General features: G+C 54.8%; 18 protein-coding genes. 2 read left to right on the forward strand and 16 right to left on the reverse strand.

From position 1 onward, the window contains the following. Positions 1-218 precede the first annotated feature (218 nt). The 13 genes from HY868_19630 to HY868_19690 all read right to left on the reverse strand — a co-directional run bounded on the left by HY868_19630 (position 219) and on the right by HY868_19690 (position 16,598). Entirely contained in the window at positions 219-563 is a 345-nt protein-coding gene (locus HY868_19630; GenBank protein MBI5304354.1) for a hypothetical protein, read from the reverse strand. Between the two features lie 9 nt (positions 564-572). After that, positions 573-1,586, reverse strand: a complete 1,014-nt coding sequence (locus HY868_19635; protein MBI5304355.1) for an RHS repeat-associated core domain-containing protein — start codon at positions 1,584-1,586, stop codon at positions 573-575. A 252-nt stretch (positions 1,587-1,838) separates the two neighbouring features. Continuing rightward, positions 1,839-4,568 (reverse strand): DUF11 domain-containing protein, encoded by a 2,730-nt coding sequence (locus HY868_19640; protein ID MBI5304356.1) that lies wholly within the window; start codon positions 4,566-4,568, stop codon positions 1,839-1,841. A gap of 72 nt (positions 4,569-4,640) precedes the next feature. Beyond that, on the reverse strand, positions 4,641-7,058 hold the full coding sequence (locus HY868_19645; GenBank protein ID MBI5304357.1) for a DUF11 domain-containing protein: 2,418 nt from the start codon (positions 7,056-7,058) through the stop codon (positions 4,641-4,643). 190 nt (positions 7,059-7,248) lie between these two features. Next, positions 7,249-8,430 (reverse strand): OpgC domain-containing protein, encoded by a 1,182-nt coding sequence (gene opgC / locus HY868_19650; protein ID MBI5304358.1) that lies wholly within the window; start codon positions 8,428-8,430, stop codon positions 7,249-7,251. Positions 8,431-8,691: 261 nt separating this feature from the next. Then, positions 8,692-9,909, reverse strand: a complete 1,218-nt coding sequence (gene opgC / locus HY868_19655) for an OpgC domain-containing protein (protein ID MBI5304359.1) — start codon at positions 9,907-9,909, stop codon at positions 8,692-8,694. Positions 9,910-10,286: 377 nt separating this feature from the next. Further along, the gene (locus HY868_19660) at positions 10,287-10,955 is read right to left on the reverse strand and encodes a hypothetical protein (GenBank protein MBI5304360.1); all 669 of its coding nucleotides are present in this window, start codon (positions 10,953-10,955) and stop codon (positions 10,287-10,289) included. 70 nt (positions 10,956-11,025) lie between these two features. Next, positions 11,026-11,565: an AmmeMemoRadiSam system protein A gene (gene amrA / locus HY868_19665; GenBank protein MBI5304361.1), complete on the reverse strand. Its 540-nt coding sequence runs from the start codon at positions 11,563-11,565 to the stop codon at positions 11,026-11,028. A 29-nt stretch (positions 11,566-11,594) separates the two neighbouring features. After that, positions 11,595-12,260 (reverse strand): hypothetical protein, encoded by a 666-nt coding sequence (locus HY868_19670; GenBank protein ID MBI5304362.1) that lies wholly within the window; start codon positions 12,258-12,260, stop codon positions 11,595-11,597. 154 nt (positions 12,261-12,414) lie between these two features. Then, positions 12,415-13,788: an ATP-binding protein gene (locus tag HY868_19675; GenBank protein MBI5304363.1), complete on the reverse strand. Its 1,374-nt coding sequence runs from the start codon at positions 13,786-13,788 to the stop codon at positions 12,415-12,417. Next, complete coding sequence (locus HY868_19680; GenBank protein ID MBI5304364.1) at positions 13,754-14,413, reverse strand: DnaD domain protein; 660 nt, start codon at positions 14,411-14,413, stop codon at positions 13,754-13,756. The genes HY868_19675 and HY868_19680 overlap by 35 nt, the downstream gene beginning before the upstream one ends. 91 nt (positions 14,414-14,504) lie before the next feature. Further along, entirely contained in the window at positions 14,505-15,887 is a 1,383-nt protein-coding gene (gene dnaB, locus HY868_19685) for a replicative DNA helicase (GenBank protein ID MBI5304365.1), read from the reverse strand. Between the two features lie 177 nt (positions 15,888-16,064). Next, a complete protein-coding gene (locus HY868_19690) occupies positions 16,065-16,598 on the reverse strand; it encodes a bifunctional nuclease family protein (protein ID MBI5304366.1) in 534 nt (177 codons plus the stop codon). Positions 16,599-16,854: 256 nt separating this feature from the next. On the opposite strand from HY868_19690, the gene HY868_19695 reads away from it, so the two are divergent. Further along, complete coding sequence (locus HY868_19695; protein ID MBI5304367.1) at positions 16,855-17,313, forward strand: zinc ribbon domain-containing protein; 459 nt, start codon at positions 16,855-16,857, stop codon at positions 17,311-17,313. An 85-nt stretch (positions 17,314-17,398) separates the two neighbouring features. Here the strand turns inward: HY868_19695 and HY868_19700 are convergent, their stop codons facing one another. The 3 genes from HY868_19700 to HY868_19710 are packed head-to-tail and all read right to left on the reverse strand — an operon-like array spanning position 17,399 to position 19,655. Beyond that, a complete protein-coding gene (locus HY868_19700) occupies positions 17,399-17,563 on the reverse strand; it encodes a hypothetical protein (protein MBI5304368.1) in 165 nt (54 codons plus the stop codon). Then, complete coding sequence (gene pyk, locus HY868_19705; GenBank protein MBI5304369.1) at positions 17,560-18,987, reverse strand: pyruvate kinase; 1,428 nt, start codon at positions 18,985-18,987, stop codon at positions 17,560-17,562. Before pyk ends, HY868_19700 begins: the two co-directional genes overlap by 4 nt. Beyond that, complete coding sequence (locus HY868_19710) at positions 18,987-19,655, reverse strand: metal-dependent transcriptional regulator (GenBank protein ID MBI5304370.1); 669 nt, start codon at positions 19,653-19,655, stop codon at positions 18,987-18,989. The genes pyk and HY868_19710 overlap by 1 nt, the downstream gene beginning before the upstream one ends. A 229-nt stretch (positions 19,656-19,884) precedes the next feature. Between HY868_19710 and HY868_19715 the strand changes: the two genes are divergently transcribed. Further along, positions 19,885-20,709 (forward strand): FTR1 family protein, encoded by an 825-nt coding sequence (locus tag HY868_19715; GenBank protein ID MBI5304371.1) that lies wholly within the window; start codon positions 19,885-19,887, stop codon positions 20,707-20,709. Positions 20,710-20,731: the final 22 nt, after the last annotated feature.

Below are 20,731 nucleotides of genomic sequence, written 5' to 3' on the forward strand. Positions count from 1 at the left end.
GTAGTCGGTAATCGTCGTGATCTGGGCAACGTCGGAGGCGCGGGGTGTGCCAAACGCGTAATACGTTTGCCGTGAAGCCAGTGTCCCCGTTTGCGTGCTCGCTACGCTGGTGCTTCCCAGGTGGTCGCCGTGCAGGTAGGTTACGGTGCTGGCGTGCTTCATCGCGACCCGTTTCGCGCCAAACTAGGAGTATTTGGCAACTCTTGCCATCTTTCGGTTCATTTCAACTTGTGCTTCTTTTTTCCCTGCTTTTCCCAGAATTCATTGCCAACCTGTTGAATATAGGTCCCGGCAAAGGTCATAATTGTTATCAGCAGAGAAAGTAGTACTGGGATTTCAAGATTTTCCTCGATAGTATTTGCAGGAACAGACACTAACCAGGAAGCCAGAGATAAGCATAGAAAAGCACCAATTCCTGCGGTAATTCCGAGAGTTGCAGAAGTTTTCAGTTTTCCCATCTCCTTGGCGCGTGTCAAGAATATGTATATTGAATACCCAGTAGTTCCAAGCACGATGAAAAGTGCCAAGAGAACAACGCATGAGGTTTGGATCTGTTCAGGCATTTGCTAACCTTATCTGCATCCTGAAAGACCTGAACCAGTGATTGAAACTGGTCCGGTACATGGAATAGAAGGACCAAGGATATCGTTGGCGAAGAAATGCGTTGTCGAGACAGCGGTGCAGAAAATGGATTCTGGAATAAAACCCAAGGCTGTTGCAGTTACACTGTCAGCAGTCGCTGCCCCGAGCTGAACACCGCCAGGGATTAGTTTGGTTTCACCTGCAATCACATCCCCGGAACTAGTGAAAATTGTTCCTCCTACTGACAGGATGCTCGAGATATTGCGGAAAGGTTCACCGACACGTTCGCCCCAATTTACTCCGCCTACAATTCCTGCCAAAATTGCTCGCGGATCCTTTCCAACAACTGCGGCATAAACTCCTGCAAGACCACCACCGCCGACTGTAGTGCCGGCCGCAATAGTATCGAATCCCATTGACGCGGCGTCGAAACCTGAACCTATGACGTACAAGACTCGTGCAATATCGCGCCGCCGTGAATCGTCTCCTGTCTTCACCGGCGGTCTTGGCCCTTCATCTCCCGGCTCGCCTCCTCCACTATCAGCACCCACCCCGATGAAGGGAAAAAACACGCGACTGCTAGATTTGGCTCCTGTTCCACCTCCTCCTCCCCCATCTCCAGCGTCATCGCACTCATTTATTTCGCATCCATCATGCCCCGTCGGATCGGTGTACTTGACTGGGTTGTTTAGCGTGTACGCATAGCGGTTGAGACTTTGCGGATTGTACATATTGGGTATAATCGTATCGGGTTGAGTCCAGCGGTTAAGATAAGCGTCGTAATAGCGCGCATTGTAAAACATCAACCCAGCACTGGTGTCCGCGCGTTGCCCAGTAAACGTGAAATCGGTAATCGTCGTGATCTGGGCAACGTCGGAGGCGCGTGGGGTGCCAAACGCGTAATACGTTTGCCGTGAAGCCATTGTCCCCGTTTGCGTGCTCGCTACGCTGGTGCTTCCCAGGTGGTCGCCGTGCAGGTAAGTTAAGGTGCTGGCTTGCTTCATCGCCACGCGTTGTGCGCCAACGCCATGTGATGAATCACACGGCTGATGAGATCAAGCCCGCTGAAGTGGGCTGGCGCGCAATCGGCTTTGAGCTACCCAGGACCGCCGTCAATGTGAGTGCAATTAAACGCATCGCTTGCGACACAGAAGAGATGACAACGGGCAACCCCGAAACTAAACGGACAGACCCTGGGACGTGCAGTGTCCGTTCAATTCGATTTCATCCGTCGTCATCTTCATGTTGCCGCGCGCTTAACGATCGGGCGAAACCTTGGGACGCGGCAAAGGTTCGGGTAAAGACCTTGGCTTGACGGGAGCTTTGAACGCAGGACCTGCACTCGAGTTTGCAAAACTCACCCGACGATAATAGTACGACATGCCGTACCCGCCATCGGGACCGTACACCCCGACATACCAACCATACGTCACATTTGGTACAAAGCCACCGGGAAGACTGTTGAGCGTAAAGTTGCCGACATATCCCAACGGGACCGTTGATGCCGCAAGATTGGGATTTGTTGGATCGAATAGATTCCACTCATAACTATCGGTTGGTGTGGCGGGACGAACACCCCACGAAAAGGTAGCTGGCACATTGACTTTGTTTCCTGACAACGGCGATACCAGTGTGATGTTCGCGATGTCAAAGTCGCCGATCGCGACATCACTTGTCCCGGCAAAGGACGTCAATACGCGTGTTCCCCAGTATGCGAGCCGCGTACTCGCCGCAGAGTTCACGTACCGCACATAGTACCGTTGCCCAGAACCGAGTGCCGATGCAAAGAAAGTGTACTTGCCATCTGTTGCAGTACTGGCGGTTGCCACCGTTGACCAGGCAGAGCCATCGTAGAAACGTAATTCCAAGGGTACGCCGGCGGCGGGCGTTCCGTTGTCGGTGACGTAGCCATAGATTATGGGAGGCATAGAAATTAATGGTAAAAACACATGCGGAAAACTGACCTCTACTGTGGCTGTGCGCGTGAGAACAACACCATCACTATTAATAATCGCAGAATTAGTTATCGGCGTCCCGAATGCGAGTCCCGGTTTGATATTCGTCCGGAAAGTAATTGTCACATTTGCACCTGCGTTAACTGTACCAGCCCAGGTAATAACACCATTGGAATAATTGGCATTCCCACTGGTTGCGTTCAACGATCCATTCTTGTATATGAGTTCTATCGGCAAAGTATCTGATACCAAGACATTGCTAGTATTAGTAACACCTCGGTTAGCAAGCGCAATGGTATAATCTACCGAATCACCTTGGTCTCCTGTGCTCTTGCTTGCTGTCTTGGTTGAAGTTGCTAAACGACTAATAACTTCAAATCCTTTAGAGATCGTACGTATTTCTCCACCACCATACATGGTTGCCGAATTTGTGATAGTTTTCCCTACTGTCGTGGTCTGGTTCACGGTGGCTCCAAAAGTAATTGTGACTTGACCTCCCGAATTCACATTTCCATTCCAAGTTATCATCCCGCCGCTATATCCAAACACACCGCTCGTAGCATTCAATGTACCCACATTATAATTCAATGTGGATGGTAACGTATCAGTTATCAGAACGTTTGAAATATTGCTATTCCTACTATTTTGAACCACCAACGTAAAAACCACCGAATCACCAATTACTGCTGAGGTCTTATTAACATCCATAGTGGAATACTCAAGTGGCTGAGTTTCGAACGCCCCAATATCGCATCTGTCAGAACGCGCCAGGCCGCGTTGATCAATCGCCAAGATATTGCCTTGATTGTCGCTGCATCCCGCTGGATTGCCTGCATTGATGGCTGGACTTCCAAGCAGCAAAGCATGCGCCAACGTAGAACCGCCATTATCTTGGAGTAATCCTAATTTAGGATCGAGATTTGTTAAATCGCTTCCAACAAGTGAACAGTTGCTATTATATCGCACAAGGTTATACCCCAAACTGTTTACTGTCCCCGCGTAGCCCGGTTCGATGGAACAATCTTCCGTGCTATTGTTGGCAATTAGTGTGTTTTTCAAATTTATCGTTCCGAGATAGTTTTTGATTCCAGCCCAACCATTGTTACTTATTGTAGCATTGTTCAAGCTCACTGATCCACTCCAAGTCAAAATGCCAACACCATATGTATTGCCGCTAACAGTAGTGTTATCCAGGGTCAAAGCCCCAGAAAACCCCAAAATCCCACTCCCGCTAGTCTCACCCAAAAGTGTATTACCAGTAACAGAAGTATTACTCAACACAAGAGTTCCCGAGTTGTATATCCCGCCTCCGCCATTGCCGGGATATCCCAACATGCCAGCCCTGTTATTGATAATATTAGTATTGCTCACAGTTACTGAACCACCATTATTGTAGACGCCTCCGCCACTACTATCTGCTACATTCCCTTTGATGGTACTGTTTATTATAGTCAGAATGCTTGCTCCACCACCATTATAAATACCTCCTCCCAATCCAAAACTAGTAGCACTAGAAGAAGTGTTGCTAATAATCGCACTGTTGCTAACCGTCAGAGTACTTTGATTATTGCTAATGCCACCTCCAGAACCGGCAAAATTCAGGTCAAAACCATTCTGAACTGCAAACCGATCAACGACAACAATATTTCCATTGCCAAGTAAAATACCGCGCCTCACTCCCTGCCCATCAATCGTCGCCATCCCACTCTGCGTCGCGAACGTTGCCGCGTCCCATCCACCGGATAACGTCGCATCTTTGTTGATGAGCACAACCTCACTACCCGTCCCAGTATACGTCCCCACCGCGACGCGAATCGTGTCGCCGGCAACGAAACCGGGCTTGGCAAGCGCGGCGTTGATGGACGCGCACGCGGTTGCGGGAGTTTGGCAATCGCTGCCATCGCTTCCGCCATTTTTCACGTACCACACTCCCGCCGCGTGAACCGGTTGCGGAAGCGCCGAAAGTCCGAGCACCAACAAAGCCAAGATCATCGCGCCAAGAGCGAACATGATTCGGTAATGGGTGTTCATGGTATCCTCGTCGAATGAGAATGTCGTGCGTTTTGATGTTGTCGCGAAAGGGATGTGCTGTTATCGAATCGTTCAACGATTCGGTGCAACCTTGGGACGCGGCAGGTCTTCAACGGTTGGACGTGCGCGTGCCGGCGCATTTGGACGCGGTGCATTGCCTGTATTGTTAAAACCAACTACGTACAGATAGAATGATTCTCCGTATCCACCATCCGGGCTGTACACGCCGACATACCATGCATAAGGCGTTCCCGTGCTGAAACCGGCGGGCAAACTATTCAACGTGTACCCACCGGTATATCCCAATGGGGCTGTCCACCACCACGGGTTGCCATCCGTGTAATCAATCAGATTAAACTCATAACTATCGGTTGGTGTCGCCGAACGCCGAGTCCACTGGAATGTTGTGGGCAGAGACACAAGCGAACCAGGTGCGGGTGCATTTAGTTCGATATTTCCAATATCGAAATCCCCGATTGCGATATTATCGCCCATCGTATAAGAGGTCAAAACGCGCGTCGCCCAAGACGCTAATGTTAGAGGCGAACCGGTATTGATATATCGAACATAATATCGTTGTCCACTTGTAAGGGTGGGAGGATTGAGGAATAGATATGTCCCATCTGGATTAGTTCTTGTGGTAGCCCGCGTTGTCCAGCCTGAGCCATTATAGAATCGCAATTCTAATGGTACGTATGAATATGAGATAGGTTGACCATTAAAAGTCACGCGACCGTATATACCATTGATGCCTGAATCGGGAGAGCGACCAATAAGTGGAAAATGAATCGGCACGATTGGAGTTTTTATGTTAGCGGTACGCGTGTAGATATTTGTTCCATCGTTAATCAGCGCCACATTGTTTGCAGACAGGTTGGGTAGTGTGCCAAGTTTAACCATTGCTTGATAGGTTACGGTTACACCCATCCCTGCAGTGATAGTCCCAGCCCAAGTTACGCTGCTACTACTCTGACCGAATGTACCGCTTGTTGCCGTAATGGAGTTGTCCACAAGTGATAAAACACTGGGTAGGGTATCCGTCATACGAATACTTGGATAACTAATTGTATTACGATTAATCATTGAGATTGTATAGGTTAGCTTATCCCCCGGCATAGGGTTCGATTTGTTCACAGACTTGGCAACTGAAAGATTACCTTGCACCTCATACGCGCCAACATCACACCGGTCGGTTCGCGATACCCCACGCTGGTCGGTTGTTAATAGCCCGATACTTCCCGAACAGCCAGTAGGGTTACCGGCATTGACTGCCGGACTAGTAACTGCTAATGCACGCGTTTTGGTTGCACCTCCGTTGTTCTGAAGCGAACCCAACTGCGGGTCCAAGCCGGTCAAATCATTGAATTTCAACAAACAATTCCCAACATTCTTCACAAGATTGTAACCTAAACTGTTTGCAGAACCACCGCGGAGAGCGTCAATAGAACAATCACTGTTGCCGGCTGTCCCGTTATTGGAAAGAATCGTATTCTGCAACGCGATTATAGTACCAAAAATCGTTATTCCGTTACCTTCATTGTGACTGAGTGTTGTGCTATTCAAGGCGAGAGATCCGTACCATGTAGTAATTCCATCTCCACCTTGGTTATCACTTATCGTGCTGTTGTTCAAGGCAAGATCGCCTCCATTATAAATTCCTGCACCATCTCCAGCCAACATTGTGTTTCCACTTATTGTGCTACTCGTTATCGTCATCGTCGCCTTATTGTATATTCCACCACCATGGTTTAGATACCCCCCCGCGGTGTTTCCTTCCACGGTACTTGTATCCATCATAAGTTTTCCACAATTACGAATTCCTCCGGCATCTGTATTGCTTTGGTTATTACGGATGATCGTATTCTGTATCTGCATTTGACTAGAATAGCATTCATTAGCTATCCCACCGTCCCCTGTGTTATTTTCAACGACTGAATCTCGAAGCGTCACTACACCGTTTGAATTGCCAATCCCACCACCCGAATTATTTTTGATAACAATGTTTCTCAATCCTAATCCTGATTCCATATCCACAATCCCACCACCATAGATACCGGGAATACTATTGCCATTCTGAACTATAAAATTCTCCAAGGTTGCGTTGTTAATCCACGCGACCCATACCCCCAAGCGCGCCCCCTGCCCATCAATCGTCGCCATTCCGCTTTGCGTTGTGAATGTCGCCGCATCCCATCCGCCGGACAACGTCACATCTTTGTTGATGCGAACAACTTCACTACCCGTCCCGGTGTACGTTCCCACCGCAACGCGAATCGTGTCGCCGGCGACGAAACCGGGCTTGGCAAGCGCGGCGTTGATGGACGCGCACGCGGTTGCGGGCGTTTGGCAATCACTGCTGTCGCTTCCGCCGTTCTTCACGTACCACACCCCCGCCGCGTGAACCGGTTGCGGAAGGGCTGATCGGACCAACACAAGTAATGCTAACAGTACTGCACTCAAGACGATGGTGAATTTGGAACGAGTCTCCATTCTAGTCTCCGTCGAACGATTTTGACGCACAAGATTATTTTATCATTTGAGGGTAATGCCAGTCAATACAAAATCGGTTCCAAAAGAACACAAAAAGATAAATTTTCTTTACTTTTATCGGCACGAAAAAACCGCCGCGTGCTACATAATGTAGCGCGCGGCGGTTGTGTTTCGATATTCGGATATGCGCCTAACGCGGCACGATCTTGAACAAGAACCTACTCCGCACCATCGCCCAGAGCGCGAGAATCGTCATCAACTGCAAAGCCGTATTCAACGATTCGACTTGACTCCACTCTTTTTCCCACGATGGCAGAATCGCGGTGAATACGCCGAGTAGCGCGACGTGCATCGTGTACCCGTACAACGAATTTTGTCCGAGCGGCACAAGCAGCCATCCGAACATCGCCGTGAACGGTTTCCACAACAGCGTCAACGCGAGGTAGGCAAACATGAAAAAGACGAGCGTCACGATCAACCGCCCCGGTCCCACCACACTCTTGCGGAACAGTTCGAACAAGACCGCGTTCACATCCCAGCCCGGCAAGTACGCGTTAAGAAACGTCACGTCGCTATTGTAAAACTGGACCAGCCACACGAGCAAGGTCGCCGCGATCAAAAAAGCCGGCAGACGCGGAATCGCGTTCAGTTTTTGTTTGAGCGCGTCCCAGTGAAAACCAATCGCCATCGCGAGCAAGAACAAGAATTGCCACGAACCCAGGTTGAACGACCACCCGCCAATTACCGTCCACGGCATATACTGCCGCGTCGCGTACGCGATTGCCCAGACCGCCGCCGACAAGGCGATCAGCACCGCGGTGTGCCCACGCGCGAGCAACCACAAACCAATCGGCGCAAGCAACAAAAAGATCGTGTACATCAATGGAATATCCGTGAGGTAAACGACTTGATGCAGCGTCAGTACGTTGACGACGAATTCGAGCGGATTGTCGAGCGGCACGTCTTGCGCCCAGGGGAACTTGAGCGCGAACGCGACCACGGTCGAAATAAACGTGAGACCAATTGTCACTTGATATAGCGTGAACGCTCGCTTGAGCGCCTTGACCTGGGCGACGCGCACACCCTCTTTCAACGCGATGCCGCCGTACACCATCCCGACGACCAAGCCCGAAAGCACGACGAACGCTTCTGCCGCCGAAATCCAAAAACGATTCGCGCCGGTAAGCGGATACAGCCACGACGCGCCACCCATGTGATTGACGATCATCGCGAACACCGCAAACCCGCGCAACACATCCAGCCGCAAATCGCGTTTACCGACGGCGACGTACGCCCAATCGGTCGGCGCGGTCGCAACCCGGCGCCACACATTCGCGATGGCGGGTGTGGTGATGGCGACCATGGTCGCCACAGGCGATTTTCGAGAGGTGACTTCCAACTCTATATTCTCCCTGCGTCAGGATAAATGCTCATCAGCACAACTGATTGCAGTTTACAATCTTTAGATTAAGGCAATCTGAGATTTGGCGTAAGAATATCGTTAGACAATGGATACCTTCGTGGGGCAATTTTGGAAAATTGCCTTTCTTTGCTTGGCGAGTGGTGCGAGGAGATAGCAGGGACGCCGCCGTATTTCTTTCGCTCTCGGTGACGTCTTGATGTTGATCGGATGTTAACGCGGCACGATCTTGAACAGGAATCGGCGTTGCGCCATCCCCCAGATCGCGAGCACTGCGAGGAGTTGCAGACTGGTATTCAGTGTGGCGATGGTCGGCACATTGCTTGGCAGGTACGGCAGAACGATGTAGAACGCGCCGATGACCACGACGTGCATCGTGTATCCGTACAACGAATTTTGCCCGAGTGGCAGCAGCAACCAACCGAACGCTCCGACAATCGGTTTCCACATCAGCGTGACGAGCAGGTACGCGAATTGAAAGACAAAGAAACTCGCGATCAAACGTCCCGGTGCAAGCGCGCTCTTGAGGAAAAATTCGTGGACGAACGCGCTCGCATCCAAGCCAGGAATCAAACGCGCGAGGTGCGCGCCGTTCGTCGCGTGCAGTTGCATCAACCACACCACGACCAAGCCGGTGAATAGCAGGTACGGCAAGCGCGGCAGTCCGCTCAATTTTCGCACGAGCGATTTGCGATGGAATCCAACTGTCATTGCGACAAAGAACAACAACTGCCACGCCGGTACGTTGAACGTCGTGTTGCCGGCGATGTGCCACACACCGCTGATTTGCTCCGGCGCGATTTGAAACGCGAGCCACAACGCGGAGGATGCCGCGAGCAACCACCCCGTCCGCCCTTTTACAAGCAACCACAATCCGCCCGCCGCGCCGACCATCAACATGGTGTACAGCAACATCACATCGGTCAGGTACATCGTTTGGCGCAACGTCAGAACGTTGAACACGAATTCGATCGGGTTGCCGATCTGCACCATGCCTGCCCAGGGCAGACCAAAGAACAGGGTCAGCGCGGCAAACATAATCGTCAGCGCGACCGACAATTTGTACAACGTGAACGCGCGTTGCAATGCTTTGAGTTGCGCCGCGCGCAAACTCTCTTTCAACGCGATGCCGCCATAAATCATTCCAACGACCAGACCGGAGAGAAACACGAACGCTTCCGCCGCCGAAACGAAAAACGTATTGCCGCCCGTCGCGAGATACAACCAGGACGTGCCACCAAAGTGATCCACCACCATCGCGAACACCGCGAACCCGCGCAAGAGATCGAGCCGCAAATCGCGTCTGTCCGCGACGGCATACGCCCAATCCAAACGGAGCGCGCGCGGGAACGTATCGAGATTTGGGAACGTGCGAACGGATTGAGTTGCAACCTTGGCGGTTGTCATCGGTTGATTTGTCAGTTGATTCACAGTATCCTGCCTTCCGTCGAGTGCGATGTGATTGGATTATCTCGGATGGCTGTAATACAAGTTTAGTGCGCCTGTAAAATAGTTGTAAATGCTGGAACTGGTACTCGGGTACCAATTTTTTTCCGGTTGCATCTCCATTTACGTTGTTACCCCATCGCAAGTTTCGCAGATGAGAAAACTCTAATCAATATTAAAATTGCATCAATCCACCAATCGGTTCACTAATTAAAAACAGAGCGCGAAATTGTGGGGCAATTTTCAAAATTGCCGCCCCAACTTGTGTGTGACGAGGGTATGGATCAAACAAGAAACCAGGTTTCTTGGAGAAACCTGGTTTCTGTCGAGCGGTTGGTCCGCGAATCCTGGGTTGGGTAAAACTAGTGCGCGAAATCTATCGTCGCGGTGTTGCAGCCCGCGGTGCTCGTCGTCTGCACATTCGCGTTGCGCGACATCGGCTCGCCGGCTGAGTTGATGACGAACACGAACCAATTCCCTTCGATGTGTTGTCCCTCCGACAAACCCAAACGATACTTGCCTTGAAATGTTGGATCCGCGCGTTTGTAATCGGCTGGATTGATCCCGGTCGTCGCGTCGTCCACCGCCGGCGGTCCGTGCGGCGACCCAGACACACGAATCACGATGCCATTTTGCAACGCCTTGTTGTCGCTCACCGTGCCTTCGACACGCGTATTATCCGACGCGACGCAAACGATGCGCGTGACGCGGTAAAAGTACCCCGCATCGAGATCGGGCGTCGGCGGAGGTGGAACCGCCGTGGGCGGCGCAAGACGCGCGGTCGGCGGACGCGCGGTCGGTGGGCGTGTGGTTGGACGCGGCGATGGGGGCGGAGGCGGGGGTTGGGTCGGCGGCGGAACGGGTGTGGGGACGAGTGTGGGCGCGGGACGCGTGAAGGTCGCACGCGGACGCGTCTCGGTTGGCGTCGGCTCGGCTTGTGCGACCAGCTCCAATGTCTGACAACCGAACAGCGCAAACCAGATCAACCCACCCAGCACGATCCACCAGCGCATCGGCAAGGAACGCTTCACGTGCACCTCTCAGTGAAAAACCTTGCGAAGGTTGATTGGCTAAACCTTCGCAAGGTTGGCTGACGACTACTCAATGATACCGCTTGACCTCGAATCGGTATAACTCGACCGGCTCTTTCGGGTCGGTGATGTTCGCTTTGTGAACCCGCGTGTAGTAAAGTTGTTTTTCGGCGGTGTCAATCTCTTCGAGATCGGGCAGAAGCAAGCCGCGTTTCCAAACGTTGCGTTTCGATTGGACGATCAGTCCGTGCCGCTTGGGGTCTTGATCGCGAATGGATTCGATGAGGACTGGTTCGGTCAACACATCCACCGAAATATCCAAGCCGTCCAATTCCCAGGTCGTCAGCGGCGGGAAGCGAGGATCGCGGGTCGCCGCGCTGATCGCGTTCGCGATGATTTCTTCGGCGAGTGTGTCGCACTGGGGTTGAATCGTGCCGATACACCCGCGCAGTTCGCCGTTCGGTTGATGCAACGACACGAACGCGCCGGCGGGTGTTTGCATTTCGGCGGATAACTCGCGCGGCGGCGCAATCGTTTTGCGTTCGCGAAGGTACGCGTCAATCGCCGCGCGCGCGAGTTGGACGAACGGATGAGGTTGCGGAGCGCTCATCGTTGAGTCTCCTCACTGAGCGACGAAAATTATCGTCGCCAAAAATCTACCGAGCCAGCCCAGCAGGTACCGGCGGCATCAGGCGGCAGAGGGTTGATATTGATCGGTCCGCCCACATCCGAGATGCGGTTGCCGTTCGAATCCATCACCCAGACATAGTACGTGCCCGCCGGTTTATAAGGTCCGGCGTCTCCCGCCAAAGTAAACGAGTACACGCCGTCGTCAAAATTATTGATGACGATCCAGGGATCGGTCCCGCCGCCACCACCGAGCGCAACCTTAAGACCCGAAACGCCATACGCGCTTGGATCGCTGCTGTCGTACACTTTGCCCTTGATGTATTGTCCACCCGAGTGTGTACACGACGCAGGATTCGCGGCGTAGGGCATTTTGGAAACCACTGCCGTTGGTTGTACCACGACTGGTGGAGGTGGCACCGCAGTCGGTGGTCGCGCGGTCGGTCGTCGCGTCGGCGTGCGTGTCGGCGTCGGCGCGATAGTTGGCGGTGGGGTCGGGCTGGGTGGGACTAGTGTGGCAGTTGGCGGAATCGGGGTAAAAGTCGGACGGACGGTACGCGTGGGAGTCGCAGTCGGTTGAAGTTGAGTGACAAGGATATCGGCAGACTGACAGGCGAGCGCGGCGAGAACCAGAATACATCCTAGCAGGAGCCGCCCTCCCCAATGTTTCAAATTCATTCAACGCTCCTTTTGATAGATCGGCGCGCCGGAAAACGCGGAACACAACGCGCCGTTGCGGCACGGATTATACCACAAAGCAAAAGGGAGGCAAAAATGAACTGGGGAAAGCAGGACTCGCGCGATTTTACTTGATCGAGATGATTAATCCGCCTTATTCACTGCGCGTGCGCGAATAACCAGTCCGACTCGATTTGGGCGCGGGCGTCGCCGGACGCGCTTGCGCGCGGCGATGCGTCATGCGATAACTCGGCGCGAGGATTTCGTTCACCGAACTGCGCGCGAGATCAAAGATGCGCGTTTGGATGCGCGGGTCAATCTCGGCTTCGTGATGAATCGTGATAACCGTGGGCAAGCGCGCGATATAACGATAGTCAACGATCTGGAATAATTTTTCGCTTGCCCATGCCGTTGCGCTTTGCGCGCCGAAATCGTCGAGCACCAAGAAGGGCGCGGTCCGCGTCTCTTCAAAACGCTGATCGAGGGAAACCGCGCTCCCCGGCGCAAACGTCGCGCGCAAATGATCGAGCAAGTCTGCCACGACGACAAAGGTCACGCTGTGTCCGCTGTGCTGGATGCTGTTGGCAATCGCGGCGGCGAGATGCGTTTTGCCGCAGCCGTAATCGCCGGTGAACACAATGAATCCCTGGGGATGCGCGGCATAGTCCTGCGCGATGTGAACGACGCGCCGCAAGCTCGCGCGTTCGTCGCCCTTGAGCTCGTCGCCGCGCAAATCAAAACTATCGAACGTCATGTCCGCGTAGAAACTCAAATTCGACAGCGTCGAACGCGCGCTATCCGTGCCGCCCTGACGAAAATCCGGCGCGAGAATCGTCGCGATCGAACACAACGTCGCATCGCCAAATCGTGAGCGCAAGCGCGGCTCGATCTCTTCAAGTTCGCGGTTCGTCGTGATGACCGTCGGCAGTTGCGCGTTGTAGCGATGGTTCAGCAGTTGGAATAATTTTTCCTGCGCCCACGCGGTCGCGCTCTGCGCGCCGAAATCGTCGAGAATGAGAAACGCCGCGTCGCGAATGCCTTCGAAGCGTTCGTCGTATGAGACGCGGCTCGTCGGCGCGAACGTCGCGCGCAAATGGTCGAGCAAGTCCGGCACGACGACGAACAACGCCGGCTCGTTGCGCGCCAAGCGGTCGTTCGCAATCGCGGCGGCGAGATGCGTTTTGCCGCTACCGTATCCGCCCTTGAGCAACAACCAGCCGCGCGGCTCTTGCGCGAATTGGCGCGCGCGCTCGTACGCTTCGCGCAGATTCTTACGCTTGTCCGGATTCAACCCAATGCCGTCCGGCATGAACGTCGCGAACGTCATTTGCGCGAGATGCGTGATGCCGCTCGTTTGGCGCAACTCGTCGAGACTCGCCTGTTGTGTCTCGCGCAATTTGCACTCGCACGGAATCGCGCGCCCGAAATCAGGATGATCGAGCGGCACCTCGCGCCGCACGAATCCCGCGCCGTGACAAATTGGGCAGACTGCGTTATCGGTTGATATATTTACCGTATTCATCGCCATACCAACGTTTCCGTTTCTTCGATTCGCCCGCGCGCCCTTCTGCGTGCCAGCGCGCGAGAATTTTTGCGATGTAACGCCAATTGCGTTTGTTGTGCTCGACCGCGATTTTGATCGCGTCCGCGATCCACTCCGCCGAGTACTGCTTTTCCGCGTCCTTCAACTCGTCCGCGATGATCGGCGTCAGCAGACCGACGTTTTGTTCATACAACGAAAAGATATTCGGACGTTCTTGGATGGGCGCGGGTTCCGCGCGTATTGTTTCAACCTGACTCTCGAATTTTTCGTACGCGCGACGCCCGGCTTGCGTGTTGGCAAAATACACTGGGTCGTCCACGTCCCCGCACAACAACGTCCCGCGCTCTACCGCCGCGTCGAGTCCGCGTGTTAACGCGTCTTGAGCGTCGCCGATTGCCGCGAGCGATTGCATCAACGTGCGGTCGCCGCGCAACTCGCTTGCAGTCACGGGCTTGGCGCGACGATTGGGTTCAGCCATCAACCAGAAAATATGCAGCGTCACTTTCAACTCGGCAAGGTCGTCCATCGACGGGAGCAGTTCGCTGAAAAATAGATTCGGCAGTGGCGTTACCGCCACCTTGCCATCGGGAAAGCCAGAGAATTTTTTCATCAGTTTTGGAATGATTCACCACAGAGGTCACGGAGAGCACGGAGTTTTTTTGTTTTTTCTCTGTGCGCTCTGTGTTCTCAGTGGTGATATTTTACAACGGCTCGCCGCCACGCGAGTCCACGAGCAGGTTTTCAAACTTGGCTTGCTCTTCGATGAACAACAATTGCAAATCCTTGGTCGGACCGTGACGATGCTTGGCGACGATGAGTTCGGCGATCTTGTCGGGGTACGGTTTGTTCGGATGCTTGGCTTGCCATTTTTCAATCGTTGGATAGTACGTTTTTTCGCGAAAGATGAACATGACGACGTCCGCGTCCTGCTCGATCGAGCCAGATTCACGTAAATCCGCCAACTGCGGACGATGGTCGTCGCGTGATTCGACCGCGCGCGAGAGTTGTGACATGGCGATCACCGGCACGTGCAACTCGCGGGCGAGTTCTTTCAACTGGCGCGAAATCATCGCGATTTCCTGGACGCGATTTTCGATGCGCCCGCGCACGGTCATCAATTGCAAATAGTCCACAATCAACATATCGAGACCGAATTCAGATTTCAAACGACGCGCTTTGGCGCGAATTTCAATCGGCGTCAGCGCGGCGCTATCGTCAATAAAAATCTGGGTCTCGGAAAGTTCGCCGGTCGCCTCGACAAGTTTGGGGTACTCTTCGTCGGTGATTCTGCCGAGCCGTAGCGATTGCGAATCAATCACCGCCATGGACGACACGAGTCGTTGCACCAACTGCTCCGCCGACATTTCGAGCGAGAACAGCGCGATGCGTTTGTGGTGTTTGCGCGCGGCGTTCTGCATCACCGACAACCCGAACGATGTTTTACCCGACCCAGGTCGTCCCGCGATGATGATGAGATCGGAGGGCTGGAATCCGCCGAGCAAACGATCGAGGTCAACGAACCCGCTCGGCACACCCAGGATTTCGCCCTGGTGCTTTTGCACGTAATCGAGTTGATCGAGGAAACGATCCACCGCGATGCGGATGGGGACCATATCGCGGCTCATGCGCCGCTGCGCGACCGCAAAGATGGATTCTTCCGCGCGATCAATCAGCGTGTCCACATCTTCGACGCCTTCGTACGCCATCCCGGCGATGTGCCCCGCCGCCGAAATGAGTTTGCGTTGCGTCGAGATGCGCTCGACCAAGTGCGCGTAATGCTCGATGTGCACTGCAGTCGGCACCGCGTTAATCAGTGCGGTGATGTACGCCGCGCCGCCGACATCGTTGAGTTTGCCGCGCCGGTCGAGTTCGGTGACGACGCTCAAAAAGTCAATCGGCTCGCGGCGTTCGTGCAGCGCGAGGATCGCGTCGAAAATCCACGCGTGCTTTTCGAGATAAAAATCCTCGCTCTTGACGATGGGCGCGGTTTTGATAATCGCGTCCGGATCAATCAATAAGCCGCCGATAACCGCCCGTTCTGCTTCGAGGTTATGCGGCACCAGCTTATCCGGCGTCGCATTCATCCGCGTCTCTATCACCGACACACCTTTTGAGACCTCACCCCACTCCCCCCACCCCCTCTCCCCTCTCCCAAACAAAGTTTGGGAGAGGGGAGAGGGGGCAAGGGGGTGAGAGGTGAGGCATGAGGCATTTCTACAAAGTGATTCCCGACCTCTTGCGAGCGCCGGGAATCGGTCACGTCAATCTTCTTTGGGCTTGTTCTCGCCCTTGCCCAGACCATCGAGGTCGAGGTCTTCGAGCAAATCGCGAAAGGCATCCAGACTTTCTTCAGATTCTTTTTCCGCCGGCGCTTCGCTTTCGCTCGCGCGAATCGAGGCGGTTGCCATCACTTGATCGGCGACAAAGATCGGCAATTGCATTCGCACCGCAATCGCAATCGCGTCGCTCGGTCGCGCATCCAATTCGATGTCGCGCCCGTTCACTTTCATCACAATGCGCGCGTAAAACGTATCCTCGCGCAAATCCGCGACGACGATACGTTCCGCCTTGCCGCCCACCTCGCCGATCAACGACTTGAACAAATCATGCGTCAACGGTCTGCCGGGCTGGGTGCCTTGCAACGCGATATTGATCGCTTCGGCTTCAAACGGTCCGATCCAAATCGGGAGAAAGCGTTCGTCTTCGTCTTTGAGCACCACGATGCGATGCGGCGAAACGAGACTCACCCGAATGCTGTCTATCGTGACGGGAACTAGAATCAATTTGTCTTCCATCGCGCCCTCCACATTCCACTGCCGGCATTATACCACAAGTGCAAAGCCGCGACAACCGTGTTTAACGACTATTTTGTAGTAATCGCGGGATGATGCTATAATGCGCGGCGGTTTCTCAGGTGAGTGGCTCGTTCCGCGTTGACACACTGCCGATTGAATCCAAACACAGGACGCGAAGACACCTAGACACGCCACAGCCCGCGCCGTGTCTCCCTTGCATCGTGTCGCCGTGTCGTGTTTTTTAGGGAGAAGTGATATGCCTGATCTTGGTGCGTTGGGTCCGATTCTGCAACTCGTCGCCGCGTTCTTCGGCGCGTACCTGCTCGCGATTTGGATTAGTCTAATCGTGTGGACGTTCCGCGATGTGCGTTCGCGTTCGCGCGATCTGTTCATGCAACTCTTGTCGGTCGCGCTCGTCATCATCTTTAACATTCCTGGGTTGCTGTTGTACTTTTTGTTGCGCCCGCGCGAAACACTTGCGGAGCAGTACGAACGCGAGTTATCTGAAGAAGCGTTGCTCCAGGACATTGAAGAACGGCAGGCATGCCCGGCGTGTCAACAAAAAATCAAAGATGATTTTCTCTACTGCCCCAATTGCCACACCAAATTGAAACGCCGTTGTGACAACTGTCATCGCATCACGAGTCTGCGCTGGAACATTTGCCCATTTTGCGGCGCACCCGCAACTGCGCCGAATCTGCCACCGCCGCCGTAAAACATCAGACCCGCAGGGTCGCTCACGCGAAAACCCTGCGGGTCTTTTATTTGTGTTCCATCTCCCCGAGACGTTCTGACGTTTGTCAACACCCCGGTTCGCCCGCGTGTCCACAACACGTTTGGCGCGTCGCGATTTTCCGCGCATTGTTGCGAATCAACAACCAGAGTTTCGTATGCCACGGATAAGGCGCGCGCATGTTCGTCCAAAAGTTGTCGAGCGTGCCGCGTCGCCAGCGCGATGCGCTCATTCGCCTTCGCCTGCCACGCGAACCTGGATCATATTCGTTCGCCCGGCAATACCGGCGGGAACGCCGGCGGTGATGACCGCGATCTGTCCTTTCTCGATCAAGCCCTGCTCCATCGCCGCCGCGAGACTTTCCGCGATGATGGCTTCGGCGGAGGTCGCGTGACTGAGCAACGCACAGCGCACGCCCCACACGAGCGCGAGCCGTCGTTGCGTGCGCTCATTCGACGTGACCGCGAGAATCGGCGTGGGCGCGCGATGGCGCGAGATCATGCGCGCGGTGTGCCCGCTCGACGTGAGCGCGATGATGAGACGCGCGTTCAATTGCTTGGCGATGTCGCCGACCGCGTTGCCGATCACGTCCGTGATACCCGCCGACGCGTCGCGATTCTCACGCGGCATCCCGCGATAACGCACGCGCTCTTCCGTCACCTGTGCGATGCGCGCCATGATTTCCGTGGCTTGCAACGGATACTTGCCCGCCGCCGTTTCGCCCGATAGCATCACCGCGTCCGTGCCGTCGAGGATCGCGTTCGCCACATCGCTCGCCTCCGCGCGCGTCGGGCGCGGATTTGCGATCATAGATTCGAGCATCTGCGTCGCGGTAATCACCGGCTTGCCGACGGCGTTCGCCTTGCGAATGATCGTCTTTTGATAGATCGGTACTTGCTCCGGCGGCGTCTCCACACCCAGGTCGCCGCGCGCGACCATCACCCCATCGCTCACGGCGATGATCGCGTCAATTTGATCGAGCGCCTCCGGCTTTTCGATTTTCGCGATGATGGGAATGAACGCGTTCTGCCCCGCGATCAGCCGACGCAATTCGAGCACGTCGTCCGCGCGGCGCACGAACGAGAGCGCGAGATAGTCCAGTTCCTGCTCGACCGCAAACAGCGCGTCCGTTCGATCCTTGGGTGTTAGCGCGGAAAGTTGCAGCGGTACGTTCGGCAAGTTGACGCCTTTGCGCGATTTCAACTCGCCGCCTTCAACAACCTGGGTCACTACATCCGTGTCGGTCTTGGAGAGGACGCGCAGTTCAATCGCGCCGTCGTCAATCAAAATGCGATCACCCGGACTCGCGGCGTGCGGGAGTTCCGGCAAATCAATGCTCGCGATTTCCGAGTTGCCTTCGACCACACGCGTCGTCAGCGTGAACGTCGCGCCGTCCACCAGCATCACCGGTGCTTGCGCCAGCACGCCGATGCGAATTTTCGGACCTTGCAAATCGCCCATCAACGCAATCGTCGCGCTTTCTTCGCGTGCGAGGCGGCGCACACGCGCGATGCGCGCGGTGTGCGTCGCGTGATCGCCGTGCGAAAAATTCAGCCGCGCCACGTCCATCCCGGCGCGAATCAAGCCGCGCACCATGTCGTCCGAATCGGTCGCTGGTCCCAGCGTGCAAACGATGCGGGTGCGTTGTGGTAGCATCACTCCGCCTTTTTCACCCAAACGTAACTGGCGACTTCGCGGCTGATCGCCACGGTGCGCGCGCCAACGCGCAACGTGAGCGGTCCACGCAATGGCGCGATCTCGTCCACGCCGAGTCGCGCGTTCGGCATGATGCCTTGCTTACCTAAATAATCGAGCAGTTCCGCGACATTCTCGGCGTACTCCGAGATGCGCGTCACGCTTACCTTGTCGCCCACTTTCGCGCCGCTGAGTTGGAAGGTCTTGGGCGCGGGCGCCATACTCTTGGCATTACCGGGAATCGGATTGCCGTGCGGACACGTCGTCGGATAGTCGAGATGCTTGTTGAGCAACGCGGCAACTTCTTCCGACATCGCGTGTTCGAGCCGGTGCGCTTCGGCGTCGCATTTTGCCCAGTCGAAGCCGAGCACGTCGGTCAGCCAGCGTTCGACGAGGCGATGCCGATGTTGCAAACGTTCCGCGACGGCTTGTCCTCTCGGCGTCATCGCGATTTCTTTACGGTCATTCAGTTTGACGAGACCGTCGCGCGCCATGCGCTTGATGGTCGCCGTGACGGTTGGACGCGAAACGTGCAGCGATTCCGCCAGCCGCGCGCCGATCACGGCTTGCTCTTCGACTGCCATCATGTAAATGATTTCAAGATACGCTTCGACAGTTGGAGTCGTCATACATCACCCTTGGTCACGCCTGGAAAAAGCAAGCGGGGGTTGCCCGCGTGCTATGCCGGGCGGACTCGATGTCTAACGGATGCTTTATCAAAAAGAGTTGACAAATTTTATTTGTTAGTGTATACTAACAATAATAGTTTGCAACACAATACTCTAACTCGTCTTGCGTTTGCGATTATACACGATAAGCCCGCGCGTGTAAAGATGCACGCGCCCAGGAGGAATCACGATGGTTTCCGCATTGCTCATCACCCTGCGCGAAGGACTCGAAGCCGCGCTCATCGTCGGCATCGTGCTGGGGTACCTGAACAAGACCGGTCAACGCGACCGCACGCCGTTTGCATGGGCGGGCGTCGCCGCCGCCGCCGGGTTGAGCGCGCTCGCCGCGCTGACGATGCGTTTTATCGGCGCAGAATTGGAAGAACCGTTCGAGCAGATATTTGAAGGCACGACGATGTGGGTTGCCGTCGCCGTGTTGACGTGGATGATTTTTTGGATGCGCTACCAAGCGCGTTTTCTCAAGAGCGATCTGGAACGGCGCGTGCAGACGGCGGTGACACGGGGACAGAACTGGGGCGTGTTCACGCTCGCGTTCGTCGCTGTGTTGCGCGAGGGCGTCGAGATGGCGCTGTTCCTCGCGGCGAACGCGTTCGCGGCGGATGGGCAGGGTACGCTTGTTGGCGCGCTCCTGGGCTTGGCGCTCGCGACGGCGAGCGGTGTGTTGATCTATGTGTACGCGGTGCGGCTCGACGTGAAATTATTTTTCACCGTCACCAGCTATCTCTTGATCGTGTTTGCCGCGGGGTTGCTCGCGCATGGCGTTCACGAGTTTCAAGAAATCGGCTGGTTGCCCATTCTGAGTACGATTGCCTGGGACACCAAAGCGTGGTTGAGCGATCAATCGCCGCTCGGCGCGTTATTGCGCGCGTTGGTGGGCTACAACGACAACCCCACTTTGCTCGAAGTTGTGAGTTACCTCGCGTACTGGGTGGTCGTGCTGCAAGCCGTGCGCTGGTGGACGAGACGGTTGGCAACTCAACTCGCGCGCGCGTGAAAATTGTAGGGCGCACAACTGT

This window comes from Chloroflexota bacterium (assembly GCA_016219275.1).
In the GTDB taxonomy this organism is placed as follows: Bacteria; Chloroflexota; Anaerolineae; order UBA4142; family UBA4142; genus JACRBM01.